The organism is Brevundimonas sp. Leaf280 (genome assembly GCF_001422455.1).
GTDB lineage: Bacteria > Pseudomonadota > Alphaproteobacteria > Caulobacterales > Caulobacteraceae > Brevundimonas.
Genome location: NZ_LMNC01000006.1, coordinates 129,788 through 152,905, shown reverse-complemented (window position 1 = coordinate 152,905; position 23,118 = coordinate 129,788). Strand labels below are relative to the sequence as shown.

The following is a 23,118-nucleotide window of genomic DNA, read 5'->3' as shown; positions in this document are numbered from 1 at the left end:
TCGCGACAGGAACGCGGGTCGAGCGTGGCCGTTCGCCGCAGGCGATAAAAAAGTCAGTGGGCGTCGGAGGATCGCTGATCGTAGGCCATTTGCGCGGCCGCGACTTCCGGCATCCGGGTCTCGGCCCAGTCGATCATGGACTGCATCGCCGCCATCAGGGTTCGGCCCAGCGGCGTGACCGCATAGGTCACCGACACCGGCACGGTGGCCACGACGGAGCGTGACACCAGCCCGTCGCGCTCCAGCGACTTCAGCGTCTGGCTCAGCATCTTCTGCGACACCCCATCGACCCGCTGCTTCAGGGCGTTGAAGCGGATCGGCCCCTCTCCCAGCACGATCAGGATCAGGGTGCTCCACTTGTCGGCGATGCGGTCCAGCAGCTGCCGCGTCGGACAGTTCGCTGCGAACACATCGCCTCGCAGCCAGGTTTCTTGAAGGTAACCAGGTGTCTGAGAGGTGCCGTCTTGCATAGGCGCATCCCATATCGCACCTGGTATCCATTGGATACCCAAAGGAGCCTTTCATGAAAGTCGCAGTTCTCGGCGCCAGCGGTCGCGCCGGCTCGGAAATTACCAAGGAACTGGCCGCCCGCGGTCACACGGTCACCGCCATCGCCCGCAAGCCGGAAGCAATCCCGAGCGCCACCGGCGTCACGCCTGTCGCCGGCGACGCCTCGGACGCCGCCGCGCTCGCCGATCTGATCGAAAGTTCGGACGCGGTCATCAGCGCCCTGCACTTCGATGTTCCCGCCGCGACGATCCTGGGCGCGCTGAAGACCGCCGGCGTCCCGCGCCTGCTCGTCACCGGCGGCGCCGCCAGCCTGGAGGTCGCGCCCGGTGTCCTCTTGTTCGACACGCCGCAGTTCCCGGCCGAATGGAAGCCCATCGCCAAGGGCGGCCTGACCTTCCTGGACGACCTGCGTCAGGAGACCGACATCGACTGGACGTTCTTCTCCCCCGCCGCCCTGATCGAGGAAACGCCGCGCCTGGGCCGCTATCGCACCGGGACCGACCAACTGGTCGTGGACGCCAATGGCGACAGCAAGATCGGCTTCTCCGACTACGCCATCGCCATGGTCGACGAACTGGAGAACCCCAAGCACAGCCGCGCCCGCTTCACAGCGGCTTACTGATCCGGGCAAGAAAAAACGGCGGGGATCGCTCCCCGCCGTTCTTCAGTGTGGCTTGTCTTTCGACTTAGGCGCCCAGCGAGGCCGGGTCGACCTTGAAGCCCGGGCCCATCGTCGACGACAGGCTGATGCGCTTCACATAGGTGCCCTTGGCGCCCGACGGCTTGGAACGCACCAGGGCGTCCACGATGGCCTTCACGTTGGCTTCCAGGGCGTCCTGGGTGAACGAGACCTTGCCGATGCCGGCGTGGACGATGCCCGCCTTCTCGACGCGGAACTCGACGGCGCCGCCCTTGGCGTCCTTGACGGCCTGGGCCACGTTCGGGGTCACGGTGCCGACCTTGGGGTTCGGCATCAGGCCGCGCGGGCCCAGCACCTTACCCAGACGGCCGACCAGGGCCATCATGTCTGGCGACGCGATAACGCGGTCGAACTCCATGAAGCCGCCGGCGATCTTTTCGTACAGATCTTCGGCGCCGACGTGTTCGGCCCCGGCTGCGGTGGCTTCGGCGGCCTTGGCGTCCTTGGCGAAGACGGCGACGCGAACGTCACGGCCGGTGCCCGACGGCAAGTTGACGACGCCACGGACCTGTTGGTCGGCGTGACGCGGGTCGACGCCCAGGTTGACCGAGATTTCCAGCGACTCGTCGAACTTGGCCTTGGCGTTTTCCTTGGCCAGCTTGATGGCGTCGGAGAACGGCAGCAGGTCTTGGGTCACGCCGGTGCGGGCCTTGAAGGCCTTGGTTTGCTTGGCCATGGTTTAGCCCTCCACCACTTCGAGGCCCATCGCGCGGGCGGAGCCTTCGATGATCTTGGCCGCCGCGTCGATGTCGTTGGCGTTCAGATCCTTCATCTTCTTTTCGGCGATCTCGCGCAGTTGCGCCTGCGTGATCTTGCCGGCGACTTCACGGCCGACCAGCTTCGAACCCGACTTCAGGCCCGTGGCCTGCTTCAGGTACCAGGTCGCCGGTGGCGTCTTGGTGATGAAGGTGAACGACTTGTCCTGATAGACGGTGATCACGGTCGGAAGCGGGGTGCCCTTGGCTTCCTTCTCGGTGCGCGCGTTGAACTCCTTGCAGAAGCCCATGATGTTCACGCCGCGCTGACCCAGAGCCGGGCCGATCGGGGGCGAAGGCGTGGCCGAACCGGCCGGCACTTGCAGCTTGATATAGCCGAGAATCTTCTTGGCCATTGGTCTCTCCTATGAATGACCCGGCGCGAACGCAGGGCCGGTGAGCCGTGGTGCGGCATGGCTGCCTCCCACGGATTTGACGCTCCGCGAACCAAGGGCCCGCCGAGCGAAGGCGCGCGTGTAACAGAGGGGGGATGGAAAGGCAACGCACCGCCCCGCCCTCGCCGCAGAAACGAAAAAGCCGCGCCCTTTCGGACGCGGCTTAAATATCGACAGGTGCGTGAGCCTCAGCCCGCGACCTTCTCCACCTGGGCGTATTCCAGTTCGACCGGCGTGGCGCGGCCGAAGATGGACACGGCGACGCGCAGGCGGGCGTGTTCTTCGTCCACGCTCTCGACCGAACCGTCGAAGCTGGCGAACGGGCCGTCGATGACCTTGACCTTCTCGCCGATGTCGAAGCGGATGGTGGGCTTCGGACGCTCGACGCCCTCTTCCACGGCGCCGATGATGTTCTGAACTTCACGCTCGGAGACCGGCAGGGGCTTGGTGCCGCCCGCGGCGCCCAGGAAGCCCGTGACCTTCGGCGTGTTCTTGACCAAGTGATAGGCCTGGTCGGTCATTTCCATCTTCACCAGCACATAGCCGGGGAAGAACTTGCGTTCCGAGTTCACCTTGCGGCCGCGACGGATCTCGACGACATCCTCGGTCGGAACCAGGATTTCGGAGAAGGCGTCTTCAAGGCCCTGTTGCTTGGCCTGATCACGCAGCTGCTCGGCGACCTTCTTCTCGAAGTTCGAGTAGGCGTTGACGATGTACCACTTGTGGCGCGGATTGGCGGGCTTTGCGGGCGCTGCATCGGTCATGGGCGCGTCTTTCTCAGGATCCGAGAGCGATGATGTAGCGGAAGGCGTAGCCCAGGCCGGTGTCCACGATCCAGAAGAAGATCGAGGCGATGATGACCATGATGAAGACCATCACCGAGGTGATCCAGGTCTCCTTGCGGCTGGGCCAGACGATCTTGCGGCCTTCGGCGCGCACCTGGCTCAGAAACTGGCCGGGGCTGGTGCGGGGCTTCTTGGGCTCGGGCGAATCGACCGTGATGGCGGCGGCACCGGCCGCCTGAGGCTTGGCGCCCATCTGGGGCTTCGCGCTGCCTTGAGGCCGCTTGCCGGGAGTTTTGGCCTTGGCCATCAGTTGCTCTTCACACAATTGTTCCTGTCGCCCCAGATGGGAAGTCCCATCCGGAAGCGACAGGGGGGATTGGCAGGAGTTGGGGGACTCGAACCCACGACCCCCGGTTTTGGAGACCGGTGCTCTACCAGCTGAGCTAAACTCCTAGACAACCGCGCAAACCCGAAAGGTCCGTGCGTTCGCCAGAGGGGGGCGTATGCCCGACACCGCCCGCCATTTCAAGGGCGATGTGACACTTGCGATCAGTCTTCCAGATGCGCGGCGATGGCGTCCCGCTCGTCCTGAGCCTTCACCAGTTCCTTGAAGATCAGCTTGTCGATGCGGCGGTCGTCCATATCCACGACCTCGACCTCGAATCGGCCAACCTGCAGCACTTCGCCCTCGTCCGGGACGCGCGAGATCTGGTGCAGAATCAGGCCGGCGACGGTGTGGAAGCCTTCATGCTCGCCGAAGTCCTCGCCCAGCTTGTCAGCCAGTTCGTCCAGGTCCGTCTGACCGTCGACAAGCCAGCTGCCGTCGGCGCGCTGATGGATCCAGGCCTGCTCTTCGTCATGGCCTTCGTTAAAGTCGCCGGCGATCATTTCCAGGATGTCGGTCGCTGTCACCACGCCTTCGAAGGCGCCGTACTCGTCGACGATGAAGGCCATGTGGACCCGCGAGCCCTTCAGGATCTCCAGCGCCTTCAACACCGAAGTCGACTGCGGAATGAAGGCCGGCTCGGCGACCAGCGGTTCGATGTCAAACTTGCCGTTGGTCAGCAGGCTGTCCAGCAGATCCTTCTTGTGAACCACGCCCAGCGGATTATCGACGTCGCTCTCGCGCGCCACCACGATTCGCGAATAGGGGCAGGTGCGAATCTCTTCGCGCAGCATCTCTTCGGGGTCGTCCAGGGCGATCCAGAACACGTCGTGGCGCGGCGTCATGGCCACCCGCACCGGACGGTCGCCCAGGCGCAGGATTTCCTCGATCATCACCTGCTCTTCGGGCTCGATCAGGCCGGCCGAGGTGCCTTCGGCCAGGATGGTCGCCACCTCTTCCTGGGTCACGTCCGAGCCATCGCGATCCTTGACGCCCAACAGCTTCAGGATGCCGGAGGTGGAGGCGGTCAGCAGCAGGACGAACGGCTTCAGCACGATCGCCAGCTTGGAGATCGGCCCGGCCATCTTGGACGCCACCGTCTCGGGGAAGATCAGCGCCAGGCGCTTGGGCACCAGTTCGCCGATGATCAGCGAGACATAGGTGATGCACACGACCACCAGGGCCGTGGCGAAGAATTCGGTGTACTTCGCCAGCGCCGGGAAGGCGACTTCCAGAATGCGATCCAGTTCGCCCGCGATGGTCGCCTGACCATAGGCGCCCGCCAGAATGCCGATCAGGGTGATGCCCACCTGAACCGCGGACAGGAACTGAGTCGGTTCTTCCGACAGTTTCAGCGCCGCCCTGGCCCCCCGGTCGCCCCGTTCCGCCCTCGCCTGTAGTTTGGATTTCCGCGAGGAGACGACCGCCAATTCAGTCATGGCGAACAAGCCGTTGAGCACCACCAGGAGCAGAACGACAGCAATAGCGATGAGTAACATCTAGGGGGTTTTGGGGACCGACGCGGCGCGACAGACGGCGTCCGCAGCGCTACATTAGGGCAGGATCGCGACCAGCGCCACGTTTTCCTTTGCGCTCAGCCCGCCCGCCCAGCTTCGACCGAGCCATAGGCGCCCGAAACCGGCCGGCCGTTGGCGTCATACTGGGTCGCACAGGCGCTCATGCCCAGCACGGTGCCGATGAAGATACCCAGTCGAATGGCGCGTCGCATTTGGTTACCGAAAGATTAACGTCCGATCCGAACGTAAATCCCGGTCAGCGGTTGCAGGCAATCGTGCTCGCCTTGGGCGCGAGCACAAAAAAGGGGGATGCCGCGAAGCATCCCCCCCCCTTTTTTTCGTCCTTGATCAGATCTCGCCGATCACACCTTGATCGGCACGGCCGTGCGGATGTGGACATCCTTCAGCTGGCGCTCCTCGGCCTCGGTCGGGGCGTTCATCAGCAGATCCTCGCCCTGCTGGTTCAGCGGGAAGGCGATGACCTCGCGGATGGCCGTCTCGCCGGCCAGCAGCATGACGATGCGGTCGATGCCGGGGGCCAGGCCGCCGTGCGGCGGCGCGCCGAAGCGGAAGGCGTTCAGCATGCCGCCGAACTGCTCCTCGACCACCGAGGCGTCGTAGCCGGCGATGGAAAACGCCTTCAGCATGATCTCGGCCTTGTGGTTCCGGATCGCGCCCGAGCACAGCTCATAGCCGTTGCAGACGATGTCGTACTGATAGGCGCGGATGGTCAGCGGATCCTGACCTTCCAGAGCCTCCAGCCCACCCTGCGGCATGGAGAAGGGGTTGTGGCTGAAGTCGACCTTCTTCTCTTCCTCCGACCATTCGAACATGGGGAAGTCGACGATCCAGCAGAATTTGAACTGGTCTTCGTCCACCAGCTTCAGCTCCGTGCCCACGCGGGTGCGGGCCAGACCGGCGAACTTGGCGAAGGTCGCGGGCAGGCCAGCGACGAAGAAGGCGGCGTCGCCCTGCCCCAGACCCAGCGACGACATCAGGACCTCGGTCGGTTCCTGACCCAAGTTCTTGGCGATCGGACCGCCCCAGGCGCTTTGATCCTCGGACCAGAAGATATAGCCCAGGCCCGGCTGGCCCTCGCCCTGCGCCCAGGAGTTCATGCGGTCGCAGAAGGCGCGCGAACCGCCGGTCGGCGCCGGAATGGCCCAGACGGCGTTCTTGTCGTCCGCGCCCAGGATTTTGGCGAACAGGCCGAAACCACCGTCGCGGAAGTGGTCGGACACCACCTGCATCTTGATCGGGTTGCGCAGGTCCGGCTTGTCCGAGCCATACCAGGCCATCGACTGGGCGTAGGTCAGACGCTCGAAACCCTTGTGTTCGAACGTCTCGCCGAAGTCGTTGGTGAAGGTATGGACGCCGTCGATGGCCGAGACCGGCTTGCCCTCGCCGAACTCCTCGAACACGCCGTGCATCAGCGGCTCGATGGCGGCGAAGACGTCTTCCTGCGTCACGAAGCTCATCTCGACGTCGAGCTGGTAGAATTCGAGCGACCGGTCGGCGCGCAGGTCTTCATCACGGAAGCACGGCGCGATCTGGAAATAGCGGTCGAAGCCCGACACCATGAGCAGCTGTTTGAACTGCTGCGGCGCCTGGGGCAGCGCATAGAACTTGCCTGGGTGCAGTCGCGACGGCACCAGGAAGTCGCGCGCGCCTTCCGGCGACGAGGCCGTCAGGATCGGGGTCTGATACTCCAGGAAGCCCTGGTCGACCATGCGGCGGCGGATCGAGGAAATCACCTTGGAGCGCAGCACGATGTTCTTGTGCAGTCGCTCGCGGCGCAGATCCAGGAAGCGGTTGGCCAGGCGGATATCCTCAGGATACTCCTGATCCCCAAAGACCGGCATCGGCAGTTCCGCAGCTTCGGACAGCACCTCGACACCCTGGACGCGCACCTCGACCTCGCCCGTGGGCAGATTGGGGTTCACCACCGAAGCGTCGCGGGCGACCACCTCGCCATCGACCTTGATCACGCTCTCGGCGCGTAGGCGTTCGACGGCGGCGAAGCCCGGCGTCTCAGGGTGCAGAACCAGCTGCGTCAGGCCGTAGTGGTCGCGCAGGTCGATGAACAGCAGCCCGCCGTGATCGCGCTTGCGGTGAACCCAGCCCGACAAACGAACAGCGGAACCAGCGTCGGAGGCGCGCAGGGCGCCGCAGGTGTGAGAGCGATAGGCGTGCATGAAACGAACCGTCTGGAGTCTCTGGGCGGTGGAATCCGACGCCGTCGGCGCCCGAAATCGAAGCGGCGTAGGGCGCATCATCGCCCCGGAAAGTCAAGGTTTCAGCCGTTGCAAAGCCTGCCGCCGCGCATGATATCTGACGCTTCCATACCGCCCGAGGCCGCCATGTTCATCGTCACCATCACCTACACCCAGCCCATCGAAGCCATCGAGGCGCGGACGGTCGAGCATCGCGCGTGGCTGGATCAGCATGTCGCCAGCGGCCTGATCATTGCCGCCGGCCCGATGGTGCCGCGCACGGGCGGGATTCTGGTGGTGCGCAGCGGGAGCACAAAGGAGGAGCTGGAGGCCCTGCTGAAGGCCGATCCGTTCCAGGTTCACGGCCTGGCCGATTACACGGTGACCGAGTTCAAGGCCGGCAAACTGAACCCCGCCCTTGCCGAATTCGCCTGATTTCATCCACAGGGGCGCGGTTCGCTCCCCGCAACCAACAGCGCGGGCCTGACGCGGTTAACGCCGGCCTCTGCTATGACAGGCGCATGTCCGCGCTGAGCGCCCTGCCCCTGACGACGACCGAACAGCTGCGTCTGCCGCTGGAGCGGCCGATTGCGGGCGAGGCCTTCGTGACGTCCGACAGCAACGCCGAGGCGGTGCGCGTTCTGGCCCGCTGGCCCGACGGCGTGGGTGCCGTGCTGGCGCTTCACGGCCCACCAGGGTCGGGCAAGAGCCGCCTCGCCGCCGACTGGGCCGAGCGGGTCGGCGCCGTGCCGCTGAACGGCGCAGAGGCCGCCCTGATCGATCCGCTGGAACTGGAAGGCCGGCCGGTCCTGCTGGACCGCGCGGCGGATGCCGACGACGAAAGCCTGTTTCATCTGATCAATCTGGCCAACTCTGGCGGCGCCCTGCTGCTGGTGTCGCGCTCGGCCCCGCGCCAGTGGTCGGTCGACTTGCCCGATCTGCGTTCGCGGCTGGACGCCGTGCGCGCCGTCGCCATAGCCGCGCCCGACGACGCCGTCCTCTCGGCCATCCTGCGCGCCCGCTTCGCCGAACGCAGCATCACCCCATCCGACGACGTGATCGACTATCTGGTCCGCCGCCTGGACCGCTCGGCCGAGACCGCCGCCGCCGTAGTCGAACGTCTGGACGCCCTCCACCGCCCGGTTACGCGCGTTCTGGCGCGTCAGGTGCTGGACGCCATGGACGCCGCCGCCGACTGAACCGCGACATTTTCTCAGCGCCCGCTTGCGGCCGTCACACACGCGCGCGAGAACCGGTTCATGACCGACGCCGCGATCCATGACGACACCCGAGGCGAAGAGGTTCCCGCCTCTCGCGCCCCTCAACTGGCGCTGAGCGAAGAGCTGATGGCCTCGCCCCGCCGGTTCTTCAATCGGGAAACCTCGTGGCTGGCGTTCAACGAACGGGTTCTGGAAGAAGCGGCCAACCCCAACCACCCCCTGCTCGAGCGGCTGCGGTTCCTGTCCATCTCGGCCAATAACCTGGACGAGTTCTTCATGACCCGCGTCGCCGGCCTGAAGGGCCAGTTGCGCGAACGCCTGCGCGTCCTGTCCGCCGACGGCCTGACCCCCGCCGAACAGCTGGAACAGATCAACATCGCCGCCGGGGAGCTGATGGCCGAACAGCAGTTGCGCTGGCGCCAGCTGAAGAAGGAGCTGACCGTTGCCGGCATCGAGATCGTCGATCGCCAGAAGATCACCAAGACCGAGAAGGAGCGTCTGGAACCCGAGTTCCTGAACCAGCTCTTCGCCGTCCTGACGCCGCTCGCCATCGACCCGGCGCACCCCTTCCCCTTCCTGCCCAACCTCGGATTCTCCCTGGCGCTGAAGCTGAAGCGCAAGGGCGAGACCAAGACCTTCTACGCCCTGGTGCCGGTGCCAACCCAGGTGCGCCGCTTCTGGGAGCTGCCGACCGACGGCCGCTCCACGCCGGGGCATAAGCGGTTCATCACGCTGGAAAACGTGCTGCTGCTGTTCATCGACCACCTGTTCCCCGGCTGCGAGGTTCAGGAAAAGGGCGTTCTGCGCCTGATCCGCGACTCGGACATCGAGATTGAGGAAGAGGCCGAGGACCTGGTCCTGGAGTTCGAGGAAGCGCTGAAGCAGCGTCGTCTGGGCTCGGTGGTGCGGGTCAAGATCGAGGCGTCCATGCCCACCGATCTGCGCGACTTCATCGTCGGCGAGCTGGAAGCCGCGCCCCAGGACGTGGTTCTGGTGGACGGCATGCTGGGTCTGGCCCAACTGTCGGACCTGATCCCCGGCGGTCACCCGGACCTGAAGTTCAAGGGCTATGAGCCGCGCTATCCCGAACGCGTCCGCGACAATGGCGGCGACGTCTTCGCGGCCATTCGCGAAAAGGATCTGCTGATTCACCACCCGTTCGAGAGCTTCGACGTGGTGGTTCAATTCCTGCGGCAGGCCGCGCGCGATCCCAATGTCATCGCCATCAAACAGACGCTGTATCGCACCTCCAAGGACAGCCCCATCGTCGCCGCCCTGATCGAGGCGGCCGAGAACGGCAAGAACGTCACCGCCCTGGTCGAACTGAAGGCCCGCTTCGATGAAGAGGCCAATCTGCGCTGGGCGCGGGCGATGGAGCGGGCCGGCGTCCACGTCGTCTTCGGCTTCGTCGAATACAAGACCCACGCCAAGGTCAGTGTCGTCGTCAGGCGCGAGGGTGAGGGCCTGCGCACCTACTGCCACTTCGGCACTGGCAACTATCACCCCGTCACGGCCAAGGTTTATACCGACCTGTCGCTGTTCTCCTGCGACCCCGTCCTGGGGCGCGATGCGACGCGGGTGTTCAATTACATCACGGGCTATGCGACGCCGGACCACCTCGAGGCCCTGGTCGTCTCGCCGCTGAACATGAAAGCCACGCTGATCGAGCTGATCGGCAAGGAGATGTCGGCCGCCGCCATGGGTAAGCCCGCCGCCATCTGGGTCAAGCTGAACGCCTTGGTCGATGTCGAGATCATCGACGCCCTTTACCGGGCCAGCCAGTGGGGCGTGCGGATCGATCTGGTGGTGCGCGGCATCTGCTGCCTGCGTCCTGGCGTGCCAGGCCTGTCGGAGAATATCCGGGTCAAATCGATCGTCGGCCGCTTCCTGGAACACAGCCGCATCGTCTGTTTCGCCAACGGCAAGGACCTGCCGCATGACAAGGCCAAGGTCTTCATCTCCTCGGCTGACTGGATGACCCGCAACCTGGATCGCCGTGTCGAGCTGATGACGCCGATCCGCAACGCCACCGTCCACGATCAGGTGCTGGACCAGATCATGGTCGCCAATCTGAAGGACGACGCACAAAGCTGGGTGCTGGACGCCGAAGGGCGCTATACACGCGTTACCCCCGCCGATCCTGAGCGGCCCTTCTCGGCCCACAAATACTTCATGACAAATCCCAGCCTGTCCGGGCGCGGCCGCAAGGCCAAGAGCCTGCCCGCCGTCCTGCGCTACGAGCGTCCGGGCCGCTGATGCCCGACATCACGCTTACCGACCGCGACATCGCCGCGATCGACATCGGTTCAAACTCGGTTCGTCTGGTCCTGTACCGGCTGGAAGGCCGCGCGATCTGGACTGTCTATAATGAGAAGGTTCTGGCCGGCCTCGGCCGCGACCTGCCGACGACGCGCAAACTGTCGCCCGAGGGCGTGGTCATGGCGATGACGGCGCTGCGCCGTTTCGCCGCCGTGCTGGAAGGCGTGCGGCCTGACGCGACCCTGATCGCCGCCACCGCCGCCGTGCGCGAAGCCCTGGACGGGCCGGAGTTCTGCGAGCGCGTCGCCGCCGAGACCGGCCTCCAAATCCGCGTCCTGTCGGGTGAGGAAGAGGCCAAATATGCGGCCATGGGCGTATTGGCTGGCGCCCCCCTGGCCCACGGCGTCTCGGCCGACATGGGCGGCGCCAGTCTTGAGCTGACCCGGCTGAACGGAGACGGTGTCGAGAACGGCCTGACCCTGCCGCTGGGTCCGTTTGCTCTGGCTGACGGCAAGGCCTTTGACGCCGAGCGCATCAAGGCCCGTATCGATCAGGCCCTGAAACCGATCGCAGGCCAGTTCAAGAGCGAGCGCCTCTACGCCGTCGGCGGCGCCTGGCGGACCCTGGCCCAGGTGCAGATGGGCCTGAAATCCTATCCGCTGAAGGTCGTGCATCAGTATCAGATGTCGGCCGAGGAGGCGCTGGAGACCGCGCGTCTGGTCGCGCAACAGTCGGCGGCCAGCCTGGCCAAACTGCCCGGCGTGTCGAAGAAGCGCGCCGAGACCCTGCCCTACGCCGGCCTGGTGCTCGAGGCATTGATCAAACATCTCGGTCTCAAACAGATCGAGATGTCGGCCTGGGGCGTGCGCGAGGGCCTGCTTTTCGAGACGCTGGACGAGGCGACGCGCACGGCCGATCCGCTTCTGGCCGGCTGCACCGCCCTGGGCGGTCGCCAGGGCGTGGCTCCCGCCCTGCCCGGCGCGCTGAACGGCTGGATTTCCGAAATCGTCGCCGCCCTGCCCGAGGTGTTCGGCGAAAAACGCGACGCTGTACTGGTCAGCGCCGCCTGCCGTCTGGCGGACCTGGGCGCGCGGCTGCACCCGGATCACAGGCTGGAGCTTGTCTTCGACCAGGTACTGCGCGCGCCCGTCGCCGGCATCAGCCACACGGAACGCGCCTTTTTGGCCAGCGCGATGAACGCTCGCTATGGCGGCGCGCCCGCCACGCCGCAGCCCGAGGTCATCGACCGCCTGCTCGACGCCGCCGCCGCCAAGCGCGCCCGCGCCATCGGCCTGGCGATCCGTCTGGCCTGCGATCTGTCTGGGCGCTCGCCCCAGCTGATGGCCAACGCCACCGCCAAGGTCAAAGGCGGCGACCTGCGCCTGACCGCGACCGAAGGCTACGCCGACGTCCTCTTGGGCGAACAGACCAAGAAGCGCGCCAAGGCCCTCGCCGAGGCGATGGACCTGGGGCTGAAGATCTAAGGCGATCAGCCCGTCTCCTCCCCATCTTATGGGAAGGTGGCGCGGCGCGCCCTCCGCGCCGGGACGGAGGGGTTCTCCAACGCATCATAGGCGCCCGCGGGACTTCAAGAGCCCCTCCACCGCTTCACGCCCCCCTTTGCATGGGGAGCAGACGCTCCCCTACTCGATCTCGACCACTTCCACCCGCGCGCCGTTCAGCACCAGCGCGATCTCGCCGCGCTTCAGCTTCAGCGCATCCTCGCCGAAGATCTGGCGGCGCCAGCCCTTCATGGCGTCGATGTCCGCGTCGTCGCTGATGGCGATCTTTTCCAGGTCAGACACGGTGGCGATCAGCTTGGAGGCCACGCCGGCGTTGTCGCTCTTGGCCTTCAGCAGCACCTTCAGAAGTTCCACGACCGACGGCGGGGCCGGCTGGCGGTGGGCGGGGCGCTCCATCTCGGGCGCGTGCGATTCGGGATCGGCCAGAACCCGCTTCAGCTCCTCGGCCAGTTCCAGACCCAGCCGTGAACCGCCGAAACCCTTGGGCACCGAGCGCAGGCGATTGAAGGCCTCGACATCCGTCGGGGTCTGTTGGGCGATCTCGTCGATGCCCTCGTCCTTCAGGATGCGGCCGCGCGGCTGGTCGCGCTCCTGCGCCGCCCGCTCGCGCCAGACGGCGACGGCCTTGAACGCCGCCAGATATTTGGCCGAGAACTTCTTGGGCTTCAGTCGCTTCCAGGCGTTTTCGGGATTGGTGTCGTAGAGGGCCGGATCGGTCAGGCTCTCCATCTCCGACATGACCCACTCCAGCCGGCCTTCCTTCTGCAGCCGGTCGCGCAGCTTGGGATAGAGCGCCGCAAGGTGGGTCACGTCGCCCAGCGCATAGACCAGTTGGTTGTCAGACAACGGCCGGCGCGCCCAGTCGGTGAAGCGGCTGCCCTTGTCCACCTCGATCCGCAGCATCTGCCGCACCAGCGAATCATAGGCGACCTGTTCGCCGAACCCGGCGGCCATGGCGGCGACCTGGGTGTCGAACATCGGCTTGGGCATGGCCCCCAGGCGCACGAAGATTTCCACGTCCTGGCGACAGGCGTGGAAGACCTTCACGATCTTCTCGTCGCGCAACAGCTCCAGGAACGGCTCCAGATCCAGCCCCTCCGCCATCGGGTCGATGATGGCGGCGTGATCGGCCGAGGCCGCCTGGATCAGGCACAGCCTGGGCCAGTAGGTCGTTTCCCGCATGAACTCGGTGTCGACCGTGATGAAGGGAGCGTTGGCTACGCGGGCGCAGAAATCGGCCAGCGCCTCGGTGGTGGTGATCGGCGTCATTCCGATGCTATAGCCCCGCGCATCCTACCTGTGGCAAGAGCCGCGCTGCATTTCCGCCCCGATTCAGGCCCGAGATCCCATGAGCGACACCCAAAAGCCTCTCGAAAACGGTCTGACCTACGCCGATGCGGGCGTGGACATCGACGCGGGAGAAATGCTGGTCGAACATATCAAGCCCCTGGCCAAGTCCACGGCCCGCCCCGGATCGGAGCCTTCGCTGGGCGGTTTCGGCGCCCTGTTCGACCTGAAGGCCGCAGGCTTCGAGGATCCTCTGATCGTCTCCACCACCGACGGCGTCGGCACCAAGCTGAAGATCGCCATCGAGACCGGCCGTCATGACGGCGTCGGCGTCGATCTGGTCGCCATGTGCGTCAACGACCTGTTGGCCCAAGGGGCCGAGCCCCTGTTGTTCCTCGACTATTACGCCACCGGCCGGCTTGAGATCGACGCCGCCCGCCGCGTCGTCGCCGGCATCGCCGAGGGCTGTCGCCAGGCCGGGGCCGCCCTGGTCGGCGGCGAGACCGCCGAAATGCCCGGCATGTACACCGACGGCGACTATGACCTGGCCGGCTTCAGCCTGGGCGCCGTCGAGCGCGGCCACGCCCTGCCCTATCTGGATCGCCAGGCGGCGGGCGACATCATTATCGGCCTGGCCTCCAGCGGCCCGCACTCGAACGGCTATTCGCTGGTGCGCAAGGTGGTCGAAAAGTCTGGCCTGGCCTGGGGCGACGACGCCCCCTTCGCCAAGGACCGCTCGCTGGCCCAGGCCCTGATGGAGCCGACGCGCATCTATGTGAAACCGGTGCTGCCGATCATGAAGGCGGGCCTGGTCAAGGGCGCGGCCCACATCACCGGCGGCGGCCTGATCGAAAACCCGCCCCGCTGCATCGCCGAGGGTCTGCTGGCCCGCTTCGACTGGAACGCCTGGCCCATGCCCGCCGTCTTCCAGTGGCTGGCCGAAACCGGCGGCATCAGCGACCATGAGATGCGCCGCACCTTCAATTGCGGCGTCGGTTTCATCCTGATCGTCTCGCCCGAGAACGCTGAGCCGGTGCTGGCGGCCCTGCTAAACGCCGGCGAAGTCGCCTTCGTGTGCGGACAACTGGAAGCGGCCTGATTTCGTGAAGACGCGCGTCGCCGTCCTGATCTCGGGGGCAGGCTCCAACATGGCGGCTCTGATCGACGCCGGTCAGGCGCCGGACAGCGGCTATGAGGTCGTGCTGGTGCTGTCGAACATCGAGGGCGCGGGCGGTCTGGCGATCGCGGCGGCCAAGGGCGTAGCGACGGCGACCGTGGCGCACAAACCGTTCGGCAAGGATCGCGAGGCGCATGAGCGGGCGGTGGACGCCGTCCTGCGCGACGCCGGCGTCGAGGTCGTGGCGCTGGCCGGCTATATGCGCGTGCTGACGCCCTGGCTCGTCGGCGGCTGGCGCGAGCGGATGCTGAATATTCATCCCAGTCTGCTGCCCCTTTATCCCGGCTTGGACACCCACGCCCGCGCCATCACCGCCGGCGACGCCGAGGCCGGCTGCACGGTCCATCTGGTGACCGAGGGCGTGGATGAGGGCCCGATCCTGGGTCAGGCGCGCGTGCCGATCGTGGAGGGCGACACGGCCGAGGCCCTGGCCGAACGGGTCAAGACTGCGGAGCATCACCTTTACCCGCAGGTGCTGGCCGACTTCTGCCGAGACGTGCCCCGCCGTTAGCGGCGCGAAGATTACAAAAACGTCATGCGACAGACCGCCGCACCGGCGCAATGGTGCGCCCGACCTCAATCGGGACCCTCTCTATCCATGACTCGCATTCGTCTGATGGCCGCCTGCTCGGCCTGTATCGTCGTCGCTCTCACCGGCGGCGTGGCCTCGGCCCAGGACGCTTCGGCCCAGCATTCGCACGGCATGGCCGGCGCGGCCCACAGCCCCTTCGGCGCCTGGGGCTTCGATCTGGCAGGTCGCGACACCTCGGTGAAGCCCGGCGACGACTTCAACGAATACGCCAACGGAACCTATCTGCGCACGACCGAGATTCCGGCCGACAAGTCGCGCTTTGGCCCGTTCGACGTCCTGTATGAGAACGCCCAGTCCCAGCTGAAGTCGATCATCGAGACCAGCGCCGCCAATCCCGCCAATGAGAACGCCCGCAAGGTCGGCGCCCTGTACGCCAGCTTCATGGACGAGGCGAAGATCGAGCAGCTGGGCGCGACGCCGCTGGCCGCCGACCTCGCCGCCGTCAAGGCGGTCACCGACCACGCCGGCATGGCGCGCCTGATGGGCGAGAGCCATTCGGGCTTCGGCGGCTCACTGTTCGGCATCGATGTGTTCGAGGACCTGAAGAACCCCAATCTGAACTCGGCCTATCTGGGACAGGGGTCGTTGGGCCTGCCGGACCGCGACTACTATCTGAAGCCCGACTTCGCCGCCCAGCGCGAGGCCTATCTGGCCTATCTGACGACCACCCTGACCGCCATCGGCTGGGCCGATCCGGCCAAGACCGCCGCCGACATCCTCGCCTTCGAAACCAAGGTCGCAGACAAGCAGTGGACGACCGTCGAGCGTCGCCAGATCGACAAGCTGTACAACCCGGCCAAGGCCTCGGACCTGGCGACCCTGGCTCCCGGCTTCGACTGGGCCGGCTTCCTGGCTGGCGCCCAAGTGTCGGATGTCGACACCCTGGTGCTGATGGAAAACACCGCCATCCCCGCCATCGCCCAGGTGTTCGCCAACACTCCCATCGAGACGCTGAAGGCCTGGCAGGCGTTCAACGTCGTCGATCAGGCCAGCCCCTATCTGTCCAAGGCCTTCGTCGACGCCCGCTTCGACTTCCGCGGCAAGACGCTGCGCGGCCAACCCGAAAACCGTCCCCGCTGGAACCGGGGCGTGGCCCTGGTCGACGGCCAGCTGGGCGAGGTCCTGGCCCAGGAATACGTCCGCCTGCACTTCCCCGCCTCGTCCAAGGCCCAGATGGAGGCCCTGGTCGGCAACATACGCGACGCCATGACCGAGCGGCTGAAGACCCTGGACTGGATGAGCGAGCCCACGCGCGAGCAGGCCCTGTACAAGATGTCCAAGTTCGGGGTGAAGATCGGCTATCCCGACAAGTGGCGCTCGTATGACGGCCTGGAGCTGAAGGCCGACGACCTGTACGGCAACGTCGAACGCTCCTCGGCCTTCGAATGGGCCTACAAGCGCGGCAAGATCGGCAAGCCGGTCGATCCGCTGGAATGGGGCATGACGCCTCAGACGGTGAACGCCTACTATAACCCGCCGCGCAACGAGATCGTCTTCCCGGCCGCCATCCTGCAGGCGCCCTTCTTCGATCCGAACGCGGACCCGGCCGTCAACTACGGCGGCATCGGCGCGGTCATCGGCCATGAGATCACCCATGGCTTTGACGATCAGGGCCGCAAGTCGGACGGCGACGGCGTGCTGCGCGACTGGTGGACGCCGGAAGACGCCGCCCGTTTCGAGGCGCGCGCCAAGGTGCTGGGCGACATCTACGACACGCTGGAGCCGATCCCCGGCGTGCACGTCAACGGCGACCTGACGATGGGCGAGAACATCGCCGACCTGGGCGGCCTGCTGCTGGCCCTGGACGCCTATCACAAGTCTCTGAACGGCCAGCCGGCGCCGGTCATCGACGGGCTGACAGGCGATCAGCGCGTCTTCCTGGGCTGGGCGCAGGTCTGGCGCGAGAAGTCACGCGAGGCGGCGCTGAAGGAACAGCTGACCACCGACCCGCACTCGCCCGGCCCGGTGCGCGCCGCCACCTCGCCGCGCAACATCGACGCCTGGTATGCGGCCTTCGGCGTCTCGCCGGACCAGAAGGAGTATATCGCGCCCGAGGCCCGCGCCCGCATCTGGTAGAGGCGCCGGACGTCGAACGTAGAAAAGGCCCGGAGCGAAGGCTCCGGGCCTTTTTGTCATCCGGGCTTTCGCCCCAGAGACTGAGCCTGATTTAGCGGGGCTTGGTCGCCGCGCCGGCGACGGCGCCGATGGCGGCGCCGGCCACGGTCGAACCCGTGTTGCCGCCGATGACCTGACCGGCGACGGCGCCGCCCAGGGCGCCGGTGGCGGCGCGTTGTTCCATCGTCTGGCCGCACGCGGCCAGCAGGGCCACGACGCCGATGACGGGGGCCAGTTTGATCATGGTCTTCATGGGTCTTCTCCGGGAGACGAACGAAATAATGACCACCAAACGACAAGGCCCGCGTCCGGTTCCGGGCGCGGGCCTATATAGTCACGCTATGCGAGAACGTTCGCTCTCGCATCGCTTTGTTTCGGCGCTACGCTCGGGACGCGGTCCCTCGCGACTTAAGCGGTTAGCCGACGATCTGGTCGTCGGTGAAGAACTGGGCGATCTCGATCTTGGCGTTGTCCTGGCTGTCCGAACCGTGGACCGAGTTTTCACCGATCGACAGGGCGAACTGCTTGCGGATGGTGCCTTCGGCGGCCTGTTCCGGGTTGGTAGCGCCCATGACTTCGCGATAGGCGGCGACGGCGTTGTCGCCTTCCAGCACCTGAACGACGACCGGCTCTGCCGTCATCTGCTCGACCAGCTCGCCGTAGAACGGGCGCTCGGCGTGCACTTCATAGAATTTCTTGGCTTGTTCGGTCGTCAGCTTGACGCGGCGCTGGGCCACGATGCGCAGGCCGGCGCCTTCGATCACGGCGTTGATCGCGCCGGTCAGGTTGCGGCGCGTGGCGTCGGGTTTGATGATCGAGAAGGTACGTTCGGTCATGGGAATTGACTTCTTGTTGGGAGATTGAGTGTCGCGGGCTTATAGCGACCACCTCCCGCGTTTCCAACTGTCCCTTTTTGCATCCCTGACGCACGCCGCATGGCGACCTGCCGATTGAGGGACGCCGACCAATCGAAGAACCTTCGCCGCAATGCTCCAGATCACCGACCTGACCTTCAACGCCTGGGGCCGCAAGTTTCTCGTGGACGCCTCCGTCAGCCTGCCGCCCGGCTCCAAGGTCGGCCTGGTCGGCCGCAACGGCATCGGCAAGTCGACCCTGTTCAAGCTGATCCTGGGCGAACTTCACGCTGCCGGCGACGAGATCAGCCTGCCCAAGACCGCCCGTATCGGCTCGGTCGATCAGGAGCATCCGGCGACCCCCGTCAGCGTCATCGACACGATCCTTGAGGCCGACGTCGAACGCCACACCCTGCTGGGCCGGCTCGAGACCGCAGAACCGGAAGAGATGGGCGAGATCTGGTCGCGCCTGATCGAGATCGACGCCGACGCCGCGCCCGCGCGCGCCGCCGAAATCCTGGTCGGCCTGGGCTTCGACCAGGAGAACCAGGCCCGGCCGATGTCGGAGTTCTCGGGCGGCTGGCGGATGCGCGTCGCCCTGGCCGCCGCCCTGTTCGCCGAGCCGGACATGCTGCTGCTGGACGAACCGACCAACTACCTCGACCTTGAAGGCGCCCTGTGGCTGGAGGCGCGGCTGAAGAAATACCCGCACACCGCCCTGATCATCTCCCACGACCGCGAGATGTTGAACGAGGTCTGCACCCATATCCTGCACCTCGCGAACCACACCCTGACGCTCTACACCGGCAACTACGACGCCTTCGAAAAGGCCCGCGCCGAAAAGGCCCGGCTGCAGCTGTCGGCCAAGGCCAAGCAGGACGCCGAACGCGCCCACCTTCAGGCCTTCGTCGATCGCTTCAAGGCCAAGGCCTCCAAGGCCGCCCAGGCCCAGTCGCGCATGAAGCGGCTGGAGAAGATGCAGCCCGTCGCCACCACGATCGAGGAGCGCGTCGCCCCCTTCACCCTGCCCTCGCCGCCGCGTCCGCTGGCCCCGCCGCTGATCCGGCTGGAGCGGGCCAATGTCGGCTATGAGCCAGGCAAGCCGATCCTGCGCAATCTGAACCTGCGCATGGACCTGGACGACCGCATCGGCCTGCTGGGCGTCAACGGCGCGGGCAAGTCGACCTTCGCCAAGATGATCGCCGGCGCTCTGGACGTGTCCGAGGGCGAGCTTCACCGCGACAGGAAGATGCGCGTCGGCTGGTTCCACCAGCATCAGATCGAGGCGATGGACCCGACGGATACGCCGCTGGAGATCATCCGCCGCGCCATGCCCGACGCGCCCGAAAGCGCCCGCCGCTCCAAACTGGCCCAGTTCGGCCTGGGCTATGAGAAGCAGGAAACAACGGTCGACAGCCTGTCGGGCGGCGAGCGCGCGCGGCTGCTGCTGAACATGGTGGCGATGGACGCGCCCCACGTCCTGATCCTGGACGAACCGACCAACCACCTGGATATCGACAGTCGCCGCGCCCTGCTGGACGCGCTGAACGACTACAATGGCGCCGTCATCCTGATCACCCACGACCGCTCGCTGATGGAGATGGTGGCGGATCGCCTGTGGCTGGCCGCCGACGGCACGGTGAAACCCTTTGACGGCGACATGGACGACTACGCCAAGTTCGTCCTGGACCGCGCGAAACAGGCCATCGCCAAGCCCAGCCAGATCAAGAAGGAAGAGGCCAAGGCGAACTCAGGCGCCCCTCAAGCAGAGAGCGCCCGCGGCGCGAACGATAGGGGCAACAAGAAGCGATCCGGCCCCTCGCCCTCGACCCTGCGCCACGCGGTCAAGAAGGCGGAGGAGACCATGACCCGCCTGACGGCCGAGATCGCCCGCATCGACGACGACATGGCCACCGCCTCGGTCAGCAATCCCAAGGCCCTGGAAGGTCTGACCCGCGCACGCGCCAAGACCGAGGCTGATCTCGCCGCCGCCGAAGCCGCCTGGGTCGCCGCCGAAGAAGCCCTCGCCGAAGTCGCATGAAACCGATCGAATTCTCCAAGGAAGACCGCGCGGCGATCACCGCCAAACTGCGCGACTACTTCGCCCGAGAACTGGATCAGGAACTCGGCCAGCTTCCGGCCGAGATGCTGCTGGACTTCATCGGCACGGAGATCGGCGGCGCCTTCTACAATCGCGGCGTCCACGACGCCCAGCAACTGGTCCAGCAGAAGGCCGAGGACATCGTCGAGGCGCTGTACGGCCTCGAACGCGCGGCCCCCACGCGCTGACCGGCACGTATCGCTGAACGGGTCGACCCAAACGAAAACCGCCCGGCGCATTCACGCCGGGCGGTCGGATCGGTCGGCGTTTTAGGCCGGAAGGTCTTCGGCCAGGATCGCCATTTCGAACATGAACGAGCCTTCCTCGTCCTCATCCTCGAAGACGATGCCGATGAACTCGTCGCCGACATAGACCTCGGCCGAGTCATTCTGCTTGGGGCGGGCCTTCACGATGATGCCGCCGGTGTTGAAGGTGCGCTTGAGGTGCGCCTCGATGCGCTTCAGGTCGGTGTCTTTCACGGGGGGCCTCATGGTCTGGACGTTGGCGGCGGACCCTAGAGACATCGGCGGTTAAGGGAAACCCGTCAGATGACGAAGTCGTACACCACATCGGCCAGGGTGTGATCCATGGTGCGGGCCGGTTCGGCGTTGGTCGGGCAGTTGACCAGCCGGGCCGGCACCCCCGCCACGGTGCAGCCGGACGGCACGGCCTTCAGCACCACCGAGCCGGACGCCACCTTGGCGTAGTCGCCGACATGGATATTGCCCAGCACCTTGGCCCCGGCGCCCAGCAGGACGCCCTTGCCGATCTTGGGGTGGCGGTCGCCGCGTTCGGCGCCCGTCCCGCCCAGGGTCACCCCGTGCAGCATCGACACGTCGTCTCCGACCACCGCCGTCTCGCCGATCACGATGCCCGTGCCGTGATCCAGAAACAGCCCCTTGCCCATCTGCGCGGCCGGATGGATGTCCAGCTGGAACAGTTCGGAAATCCGGCTCTGGAAGTGGAAGGCCAGCGTCTCGCGCCCCTGTCCCCACAGCCAGTGCGCCACGCGCCAGCCCTGTAGGGCCTGGAAGCCTTTGAAATACAGGAAGGGCTGCAACAGGTTGCGGATCGCCGGGTCGCGTTCGGCCACAGCCTGCAGATCCGCCTCCGCCGCCTCGACCATCGACGGATCGGCCTTGAACGCCGAGAGGCAGACCTCGCGGACCGACATGGCGCTCATCTCGCCGTCCGCCAGCTTGCGCGCGATCTGGAAGCTCAGCGCGCCCGCCAGGTCGTCGTGCGACAGGATCACCGCATTCATCTGCGAGCCCAACTGCGGCTCCTCGCGCGACGCGGCCTCGGCCGAGGCGCGCAGCTGACGCCACACGCTGTCCATTTCGATTTCCGCGACGACTTCCAGCTTGGCCATGACCGGCTCCTTCGGCGACATCATACGCGCCCCAGCAAGGCGCGCGCCAGCGCCTCGGGAAGTTCGCCGTTCATGGCCATATGATAGGCCTTGTAGGCCGTCGCCACCGTCAAACTGTCCCGCACCGTCCCCCGCCCGATCTCGGCCAGCAGATCCAGGAACGGCACGCGCGCCACGGCGATGATCTCGGTGGGATCGGGATCGGTCGGCGCGGGCGACAGGCCCCAGGCGATCCAGGTCATGCCGATCTCGTCGGTGATGGAGTTCGACATCTCGACCTTCAGCGCCGGCAGCCAGTGTTCGGCCTGCAAGCCCGCCTCTTCGGCCAGTTCGCGCCGGATGCCGTCGAACGGATCCTCGTCCAGCGGTGCGCCGCCCTCGGGCATTTCCCAGCTATAGTTGGCGCGGGCGAACCGCTGCTGGCCCACCAGGGTCACCGTCCCGTCGTCGTGCACGGGCAAAACGCCGGTCCCGACGTTCTTGAACCGCACGACGGCATAGTCGGCCTTCATCCCGGTCGGCGCCGTCGCCGGATGCCGGGTCAGGGCCATCCAAGGGCTGTCGAACACCGTCTCGGTTCCGTCGCTGCGCCAGGCCGGCGGCTTCGACAGCCCTTCGGCCCATTTCGGTTCGTCGGATTTGCGCATGGGCCACCTATGGCGAAGACGCGGATGAAAGCCTAGCTAGACGGCATGGTCGCGCTCAACGAACCCCTGCCCCCGCCCGTTCCCTCGAAAGATTTTCGGGACCGCCTGGCCCAGCGGCGCTCCGCCCCGGCCCAGGCCCTGGTCGCGCCCGGCCCGTCCGAGGCCGAGCTGGAAGAGATCCTGACCCTGGGCGCCCGCACGCCCGACCACGGCAAGCTGTTTCCGTGGCGGTTCGTGGTCCTGGGTTCGCAATCGCGCGCCGACATCGCCGCCCGCCTCGCCGTGCTGGTCGAATTGCGCAGCGGCCCGGCCAAAGATCAGGCCGTGCTCGCCAAACTGACCGCCGCACCCGTCACCATCCTGGTCGTCTCAACGCCGGTCGAAGGGTCCAAGCCGATCTGGGAGCAGCAACTGTCAGCGGGCGCCGTCTGCATGAACCTGGAACACGCCGCCTCCGGCTTCGGCTATTCGTCCAGCTGGATCACCGACTGGTACAGCTACGATCCGCAAGGCGTCGCCCTGTTCGGCCTGACCGAGGGCGAGAGCGTCGCCGGCTTCATCCACATCGGCACGCTGAACGAACCGGCGCTGGAACGCCCGCGTCCCGACATGGCCGCCAAGGTCACACACCTGCCGTAAGCGGGTGACATAAGGTCGCCCCAAGTCAGTTTGACCTCGACCGACCCCGCCTTCCTCCCCCAAGGCCTTTGT

Annotated in this window: 25 protein-coding genes and 1 tRNA gene; 11 read left to right on the top strand and 15 right to left on the bottom strand. The window is 66.2% G+C overall.

Translation table 11 applies throughout. The annotated features are described in order from the left end of the window. Positions 1 to 53: 53 nt before the first annotated feature. Positions 54 to 410 carry a helix-turn-helix domain-containing protein gene (locus tag ASF31_RS11815; RefSeq protein ID WP_235551326.1) on the bottom strand — a complete coding sequence of 119 codons (357 nt, stop codon included), beginning with the start codon at positions 408 to 410 and terminating at the stop codon, positions 54 to 56. A gap of 113 nt (positions 411 to 523) precedes the next feature. On the opposite strand from ASF31_RS11815, the gene ASF31_RS11810 reads away from it, so the two are divergent. Next, on the top strand, positions 524 to 1,132 hold the full coding sequence (locus ASF31_RS11810; protein ID WP_055754817.1) for an NAD(P)-dependent oxidoreductase: 609 nt from the start codon (positions 524 to 526) through the stop codon (positions 1,130 to 1,132). 64 nt (positions 1,133 to 1,196) lie between these two features. Here the strand turns inward: ASF31_RS11810 and rplA are convergent, their stop codons facing one another. From rplA to aspS, 8 genes are all read right to left on the bottom strand, one after another. Further along, positions 1,197 to 1,886 (bottom strand): 50S ribosomal protein L1, encoded by a 690-nt coding sequence (gene rplA / locus ASF31_RS11805; RefSeq protein WP_017506695.1) that lies wholly within the window; start codon positions 1,884 to 1,886, stop codon positions 1,197 to 1,199. Positions 1,887 to 1,889: 3 nt separating this feature from the next. Further along, positions 1,890 to 2,321 carry a 50S ribosomal protein L11 gene (rplK, locus tag ASF31_RS11800; RefSeq protein ID WP_055754816.1) on the bottom strand — a complete coding sequence of 144 codons (432 nt, stop codon included), beginning with the start codon at positions 2,319 to 2,321 and terminating at the stop codon, positions 1,890 to 1,892. A gap of 227 nt (positions 2,322 to 2,548) precedes the next feature. Then, positions 2,549 to 3,124 (bottom strand): transcription termination/antitermination protein NusG, encoded by a 576-nt coding sequence (gene nusG / locus ASF31_RS11795; RefSeq protein WP_017506694.1) that lies wholly within the window; start codon positions 3,122 to 3,124, stop codon positions 2,549 to 2,551. A gap of 13 nt (positions 3,125 to 3,137) precedes the next feature. After that, positions 3,138 to 3,452 (bottom strand): preprotein translocase subunit SecE, encoded by a 315-nt coding sequence (gene secE, locus ASF31_RS11790; RefSeq protein WP_017506693.1) that lies wholly within the window; start codon positions 3,450 to 3,452, stop codon positions 3,138 to 3,140. Positions 3,453 to 3,522: 70 nt separating this feature from the next. Then, positions 3,523 to 3,598: transfer RNA gene (locus ASF31_RS11785), tRNA-Trp, on the bottom strand. 96 nt (positions 3,599 to 3,694) lie between these two features. Further along, complete coding sequence (locus ASF31_RS11780) at positions 3,695 to 5,029, bottom strand: hemolysin family protein (protein WP_200918630.1); 1,335 nt, start codon at positions 5,027 to 5,029, stop codon at positions 3,695 to 3,697. Between the two features lie 95 nt (positions 5,030 to 5,124). Continuing rightward, positions 5,125 to 5,259 carry a hypothetical protein gene (locus ASF31_RS14860; protein ID WP_255353577.1) on the bottom strand — a complete coding sequence of 45 codons (135 nt, stop codon included), beginning with the start codon at positions 5,257 to 5,259 and terminating at the stop codon, positions 5,125 to 5,127. Positions 5,260 to 5,409: 150 nt separating this feature from the next. After that, positions 5,410 to 7,242, bottom strand: a complete 1,833-nt coding sequence (gene aspS, locus ASF31_RS11775) for an aspartate--tRNA ligase (RefSeq protein WP_055754815.1) — start codon at positions 7,240 to 7,242, stop codon at positions 5,410 to 5,412. 129 nt (positions 7,243 to 7,371) lie between these two features. Between aspS and ASF31_RS11770 the strand changes: the two genes are divergently transcribed. The 4 genes from ASF31_RS11770 (at position 7,372) to ASF31_RS11755 (ending at position 12,223) form a co-directional block, all read left to right on the top strand. Further along, on the top strand, positions 7,372 to 7,695 hold the full coding sequence (locus tag ASF31_RS11770) for a YciI family protein (RefSeq protein WP_235551325.1): 324 nt from the start codon (positions 7,372 to 7,374) through the stop codon (positions 7,693 to 7,695). An 86-nt stretch (positions 7,696 to 7,781) separates the two neighbouring features. After that, positions 7,782 to 8,459: a DnaA/Hda family protein gene (locus tag ASF31_RS11765; RefSeq protein WP_055754813.1), complete on the top strand. Its 678-nt coding sequence runs from the start codon at positions 7,782 to 7,784 to the stop codon at positions 8,457 to 8,459. 60 nt (positions 8,460 to 8,519) lie between these two features. Further along, complete coding sequence (locus ASF31_RS11760; protein WP_055754812.1) at positions 8,520 to 10,736, top strand: RNA degradosome polyphosphate kinase; 2,217 nt, start codon at positions 8,520 to 8,522, stop codon at positions 10,734 to 10,736. Further along, complete coding sequence (locus tag ASF31_RS11755) at positions 10,736 to 12,223, top strand: Ppx/GppA phosphatase family protein (protein WP_055754811.1); 1,488 nt, start codon at positions 10,736 to 10,738, stop codon at positions 12,221 to 12,223. Before ASF31_RS11760 ends, ASF31_RS11755 begins: the two co-directional genes overlap by 1 nt. Positions 12,224 to 12,382: 159 nt before the next feature. On the opposite strand, the gene rnd is transcribed toward ASF31_RS11755, so the two are convergent. Next, a complete protein-coding gene (gene rnd / locus ASF31_RS11750; RefSeq protein ID WP_055754810.1) occupies positions 12,383 to 13,531 on the bottom strand; it encodes a ribonuclease D in 1,149 nt (382 codons plus the stop codon). 79 nt (positions 13,532 to 13,610) lie between these two features. Between rnd and purM the strand changes: the two genes are divergently transcribed. From purM to ASF31_RS11735, 3 genes are all read left to right on the top strand, one after another. Further along, positions 13,611 to 14,648 (top strand): phosphoribosylformylglycinamidine cyclo-ligase, encoded by a 1,038-nt coding sequence (purM, locus tag ASF31_RS11745; RefSeq protein WP_055754809.1) that lies wholly within the window; start codon positions 13,611 to 13,613, stop codon positions 14,646 to 14,648. 4 nt (positions 14,649 to 14,652) lie between these two features. Then, complete coding sequence (purN, locus tag ASF31_RS11740) at positions 14,653 to 15,237, top strand: phosphoribosylglycinamide formyltransferase (protein ID WP_082465132.1); 585 nt, start codon at positions 14,653 to 14,655, stop codon at positions 15,235 to 15,237. A gap of 87 nt (positions 15,238 to 15,324) precedes the next feature. Further along, complete coding sequence (locus tag ASF31_RS11735) at positions 15,325 to 17,394, top strand: M13 family metallopeptidase (protein ID WP_055754808.1); 2,070 nt, start codon at positions 15,325 to 15,327, stop codon at positions 17,392 to 17,394. 91 nt (positions 17,395 to 17,485) lie between these two features. Here the strand turns inward: ASF31_RS11735 and ASF31_RS11730 are convergent, their stop codons facing one another. Both ASF31_RS11730 and ndk read right to left on the bottom strand, forming a co-directional pair. Continuing rightward, positions 17,486 to 17,686 (bottom strand): YMGG-like glycine zipper-containing protein, encoded by a 201-nt coding sequence (locus tag ASF31_RS11730; RefSeq protein WP_017504673.1) that lies wholly within the window; start codon positions 17,684 to 17,686, stop codon positions 17,486 to 17,488. A gap of 163 nt (positions 17,687 to 17,849) precedes the next feature. Further along, positions 17,850 to 18,269, bottom strand: coding sequence for a nucleoside-diphosphate kinase (gene ndk / locus ASF31_RS11725; protein ID WP_017504672.1), 420 nt, complete (start codon positions 18,267 to 18,269; stop codon positions 17,850 to 17,852). Positions 18,270 to 18,420: 151 nt separating this feature from the next. Between ndk and ASF31_RS11720 the strand changes: the two genes are divergently transcribed. After that, positions 18,421 to 20,328 (top strand): ABC-F family ATP-binding cassette domain-containing protein, encoded by a 1,908-nt coding sequence (locus ASF31_RS11720; protein ID WP_055754807.1) that lies wholly within the window; start codon positions 18,421 to 18,423, stop codon positions 20,326 to 20,328. After that, positions 20,325 to 20,576, top strand: coding sequence for a DUF2164 domain-containing protein (locus ASF31_RS11715; RefSeq protein WP_055754806.1), 252 nt, complete (start codon positions 20,325 to 20,327; stop codon positions 20,574 to 20,576). The genes ASF31_RS11720 and ASF31_RS11715 overlap by 4 nt, the downstream gene beginning before the upstream one ends. 81 nt (positions 20,577 to 20,657) lie before the next feature. On the opposite strand, the gene ASF31_RS11710 is transcribed toward ASF31_RS11715, so the two are convergent. From ASF31_RS11710 to ASF31_RS11700, 3 genes are read right to left on the bottom strand one after another with little or no spacing between them, the layout of a single operon-like run. Next, the gene (locus ASF31_RS11710) at positions 20,658 to 20,879 is read right to left on the bottom strand and encodes a DUF3126 family protein (protein ID WP_039243756.1); all 222 of its coding nucleotides are present in this window, start codon (positions 20,877 to 20,879) and stop codon (positions 20,658 to 20,660) included. Between the two features lie 53 nt (positions 20,880 to 20,932). Then, complete coding sequence (gene cysE, locus ASF31_RS11705) at positions 20,933 to 21,760, bottom strand: serine O-acetyltransferase (protein ID WP_055754922.1); 828 nt, start codon at positions 21,758 to 21,760, stop codon at positions 20,933 to 20,935. Between the two features lie 20 nt (positions 21,761 to 21,780). Next, the gene (locus ASF31_RS11700; RefSeq protein ID WP_055754805.1) at positions 21,781 to 22,407 is read right to left on the bottom strand and encodes an NUDIX hydrolase; all 627 of its coding nucleotides are present in this window, start codon (positions 22,405 to 22,407) and stop codon (positions 21,781 to 21,783) included. Positions 22,408 to 22,452: 45 nt separating this feature from the next. On the opposite strand from ASF31_RS11700, the gene ASF31_RS11695 reads away from it, so the two are divergent. Beyond that, positions 22,453 to 23,046, top strand: a complete 594-nt coding sequence (locus ASF31_RS11695; RefSeq protein WP_055754804.1) for a nitroreductase — start codon at positions 22,453 to 22,455, stop codon at positions 23,044 to 23,046. Positions 23,047 to 23,118 lie beyond the last annotated feature (72 nt).

Bases quoted from the DNA above. Each gene is read 5' to 3' on its own strand.
- ASF31_RS11695 (WP_055754804.1), top strand. From the start codon at position 22,453: ATGGTCGCGCTCAACGAACCCCTGCCCCCGCCCGTTCCCTCGAAAGAT.
- ASF31_RS11720 (WP_055754807.1), top strand. From the start codon at position 18,421: ATGCTCCAGATCACCGACCTGACCTTCAACGCCTGGGGCCGCAAGTTT.
- rnd (WP_055754810.1), bottom strand. From the start codon at position 13,531: ATGACGCCGATCACCACCACCGAGGCGCTGGCCGATTTCTGCGCCCGC.
- ASF31_RS11810 (WP_055754817.1), top strand. From the start codon at position 524: ATGAAAGTCGCAGTTCTCGGCGCCAGCGGTCGCGCCGGCTCGGAAATT.
- rplA (WP_017506695.1), bottom strand. From the start codon at position 1,886: ATGGCCAAGCAAACCAAGGCCTTCAAGGCCCGCACCGGCGTGACCCAA.
- aspS (WP_055754815.1), bottom strand. From the start codon at position 7,242: ATGCACGCCTATCGCTCTCACACCTGCGGCGCCCTGCGCGCCTCCGAC.
- ndk (WP_017504672.1), bottom strand. From the start codon at position 18,269: ATGACCGAACGTACCTTCTCGATCATCAAACCCGACGCCACGCGCCGC.
- secE (WP_017506693.1), bottom strand. From the start codon at position 3,452: ATGGCCAAGGCCAAAACTCCCGGCAAGCGGCCTCAAGGCAGCGCGAAG.
- ASF31_RS11730 (WP_017504673.1), bottom strand. From the start codon at position 17,686: ATGAAGACCATGATCAAACTGGCCCCCGTCATCGGCGTCGTGGCCCTG.
- purM (WP_055754809.1), top strand. From the start codon at position 13,611: ATGAGCGACACCCAAAAGCCTCTCGAAAACGGTCTGACCTACGCCGAT.
- cysE (WP_055754922.1), bottom strand. From the start codon at position 21,760: ATGGCCAAGCTGGAAGTCGTCGCGGAAATCGAAATGGACAGCGTGTGG.
- ASF31_RS11760 (WP_055754812.1), top strand. From the start codon at position 8,520: ATGACCGACGCCGCGATCCATGACGACACCCGAGGCGAAGAGGTTCCC.
- ASF31_RS11710 (WP_039243756.1), bottom strand. From the start codon at position 20,879: ATGAGGCCCCCCGTGAAAGACACCGACCTGAAGCGCATCGAGGCGCAC.
- ASF31_RS14860 (WP_255353577.1), bottom strand. From the start codon at position 5,259: ATGCGACGCGCCATTCGACTGGGTATCTTCATCGGCACCGTGCTGGGC.
- ASF31_RS11770 (WP_235551325.1), top strand. From the start codon at position 7,372: ATGATATCTGACGCTTCCATACCGCCCGAGGCCGCCATGTTCATCGTC.
- ASF31_RS11735 (WP_055754808.1), top strand. From the start codon at position 15,325: ATGACTCGCATTCGTCTGATGGCCGCCTGCTCGGCCTGTATCGTCGTC.
- nusG (WP_017506694.1), bottom strand. From the start codon at position 3,124: ATGACCGATGCAGCGCCCGCAAAGCCCGCCAATCCGCGCCACAAGTGG.
- rplK (WP_055754816.1), bottom strand. From the start codon at position 2,321: ATGGCCAAGAAGATTCTCGGCTATATCAAGCTGCAAGTGCCGGCCGGT.
- ASF31_RS11780 (WP_200918630.1), bottom strand. From the start codon at position 5,029: ATGTTACTCATCGCTATTGCTGTCGTTCTGCTCCTGGTGGTGCTCAAC.
- ASF31_RS11755 (WP_055754811.1), top strand. From the start codon at position 10,736: ATGCCCGACATCACGCTTACCGACCGCGACATCGCCGCGATCGACATC.
- ASF31_RS11715 (WP_055754806.1), top strand. From the start codon at position 20,325: ATGAAACCGATCGAATTCTCCAAGGAAGACCGCGCGGCGATCACCGCC.
- ASF31_RS11700 (WP_055754805.1), bottom strand. From the start codon at position 22,407: ATGCGCAAATCCGACGAACCGAAATGGGCCGAAGGGCTGTCGAAGCCG.
- ASF31_RS11765 (WP_055754813.1), top strand. From the start codon at position 7,782: ATGTCCGCGCTGAGCGCCCTGCCCCTGACGACGACCGAACAGCTGCGT.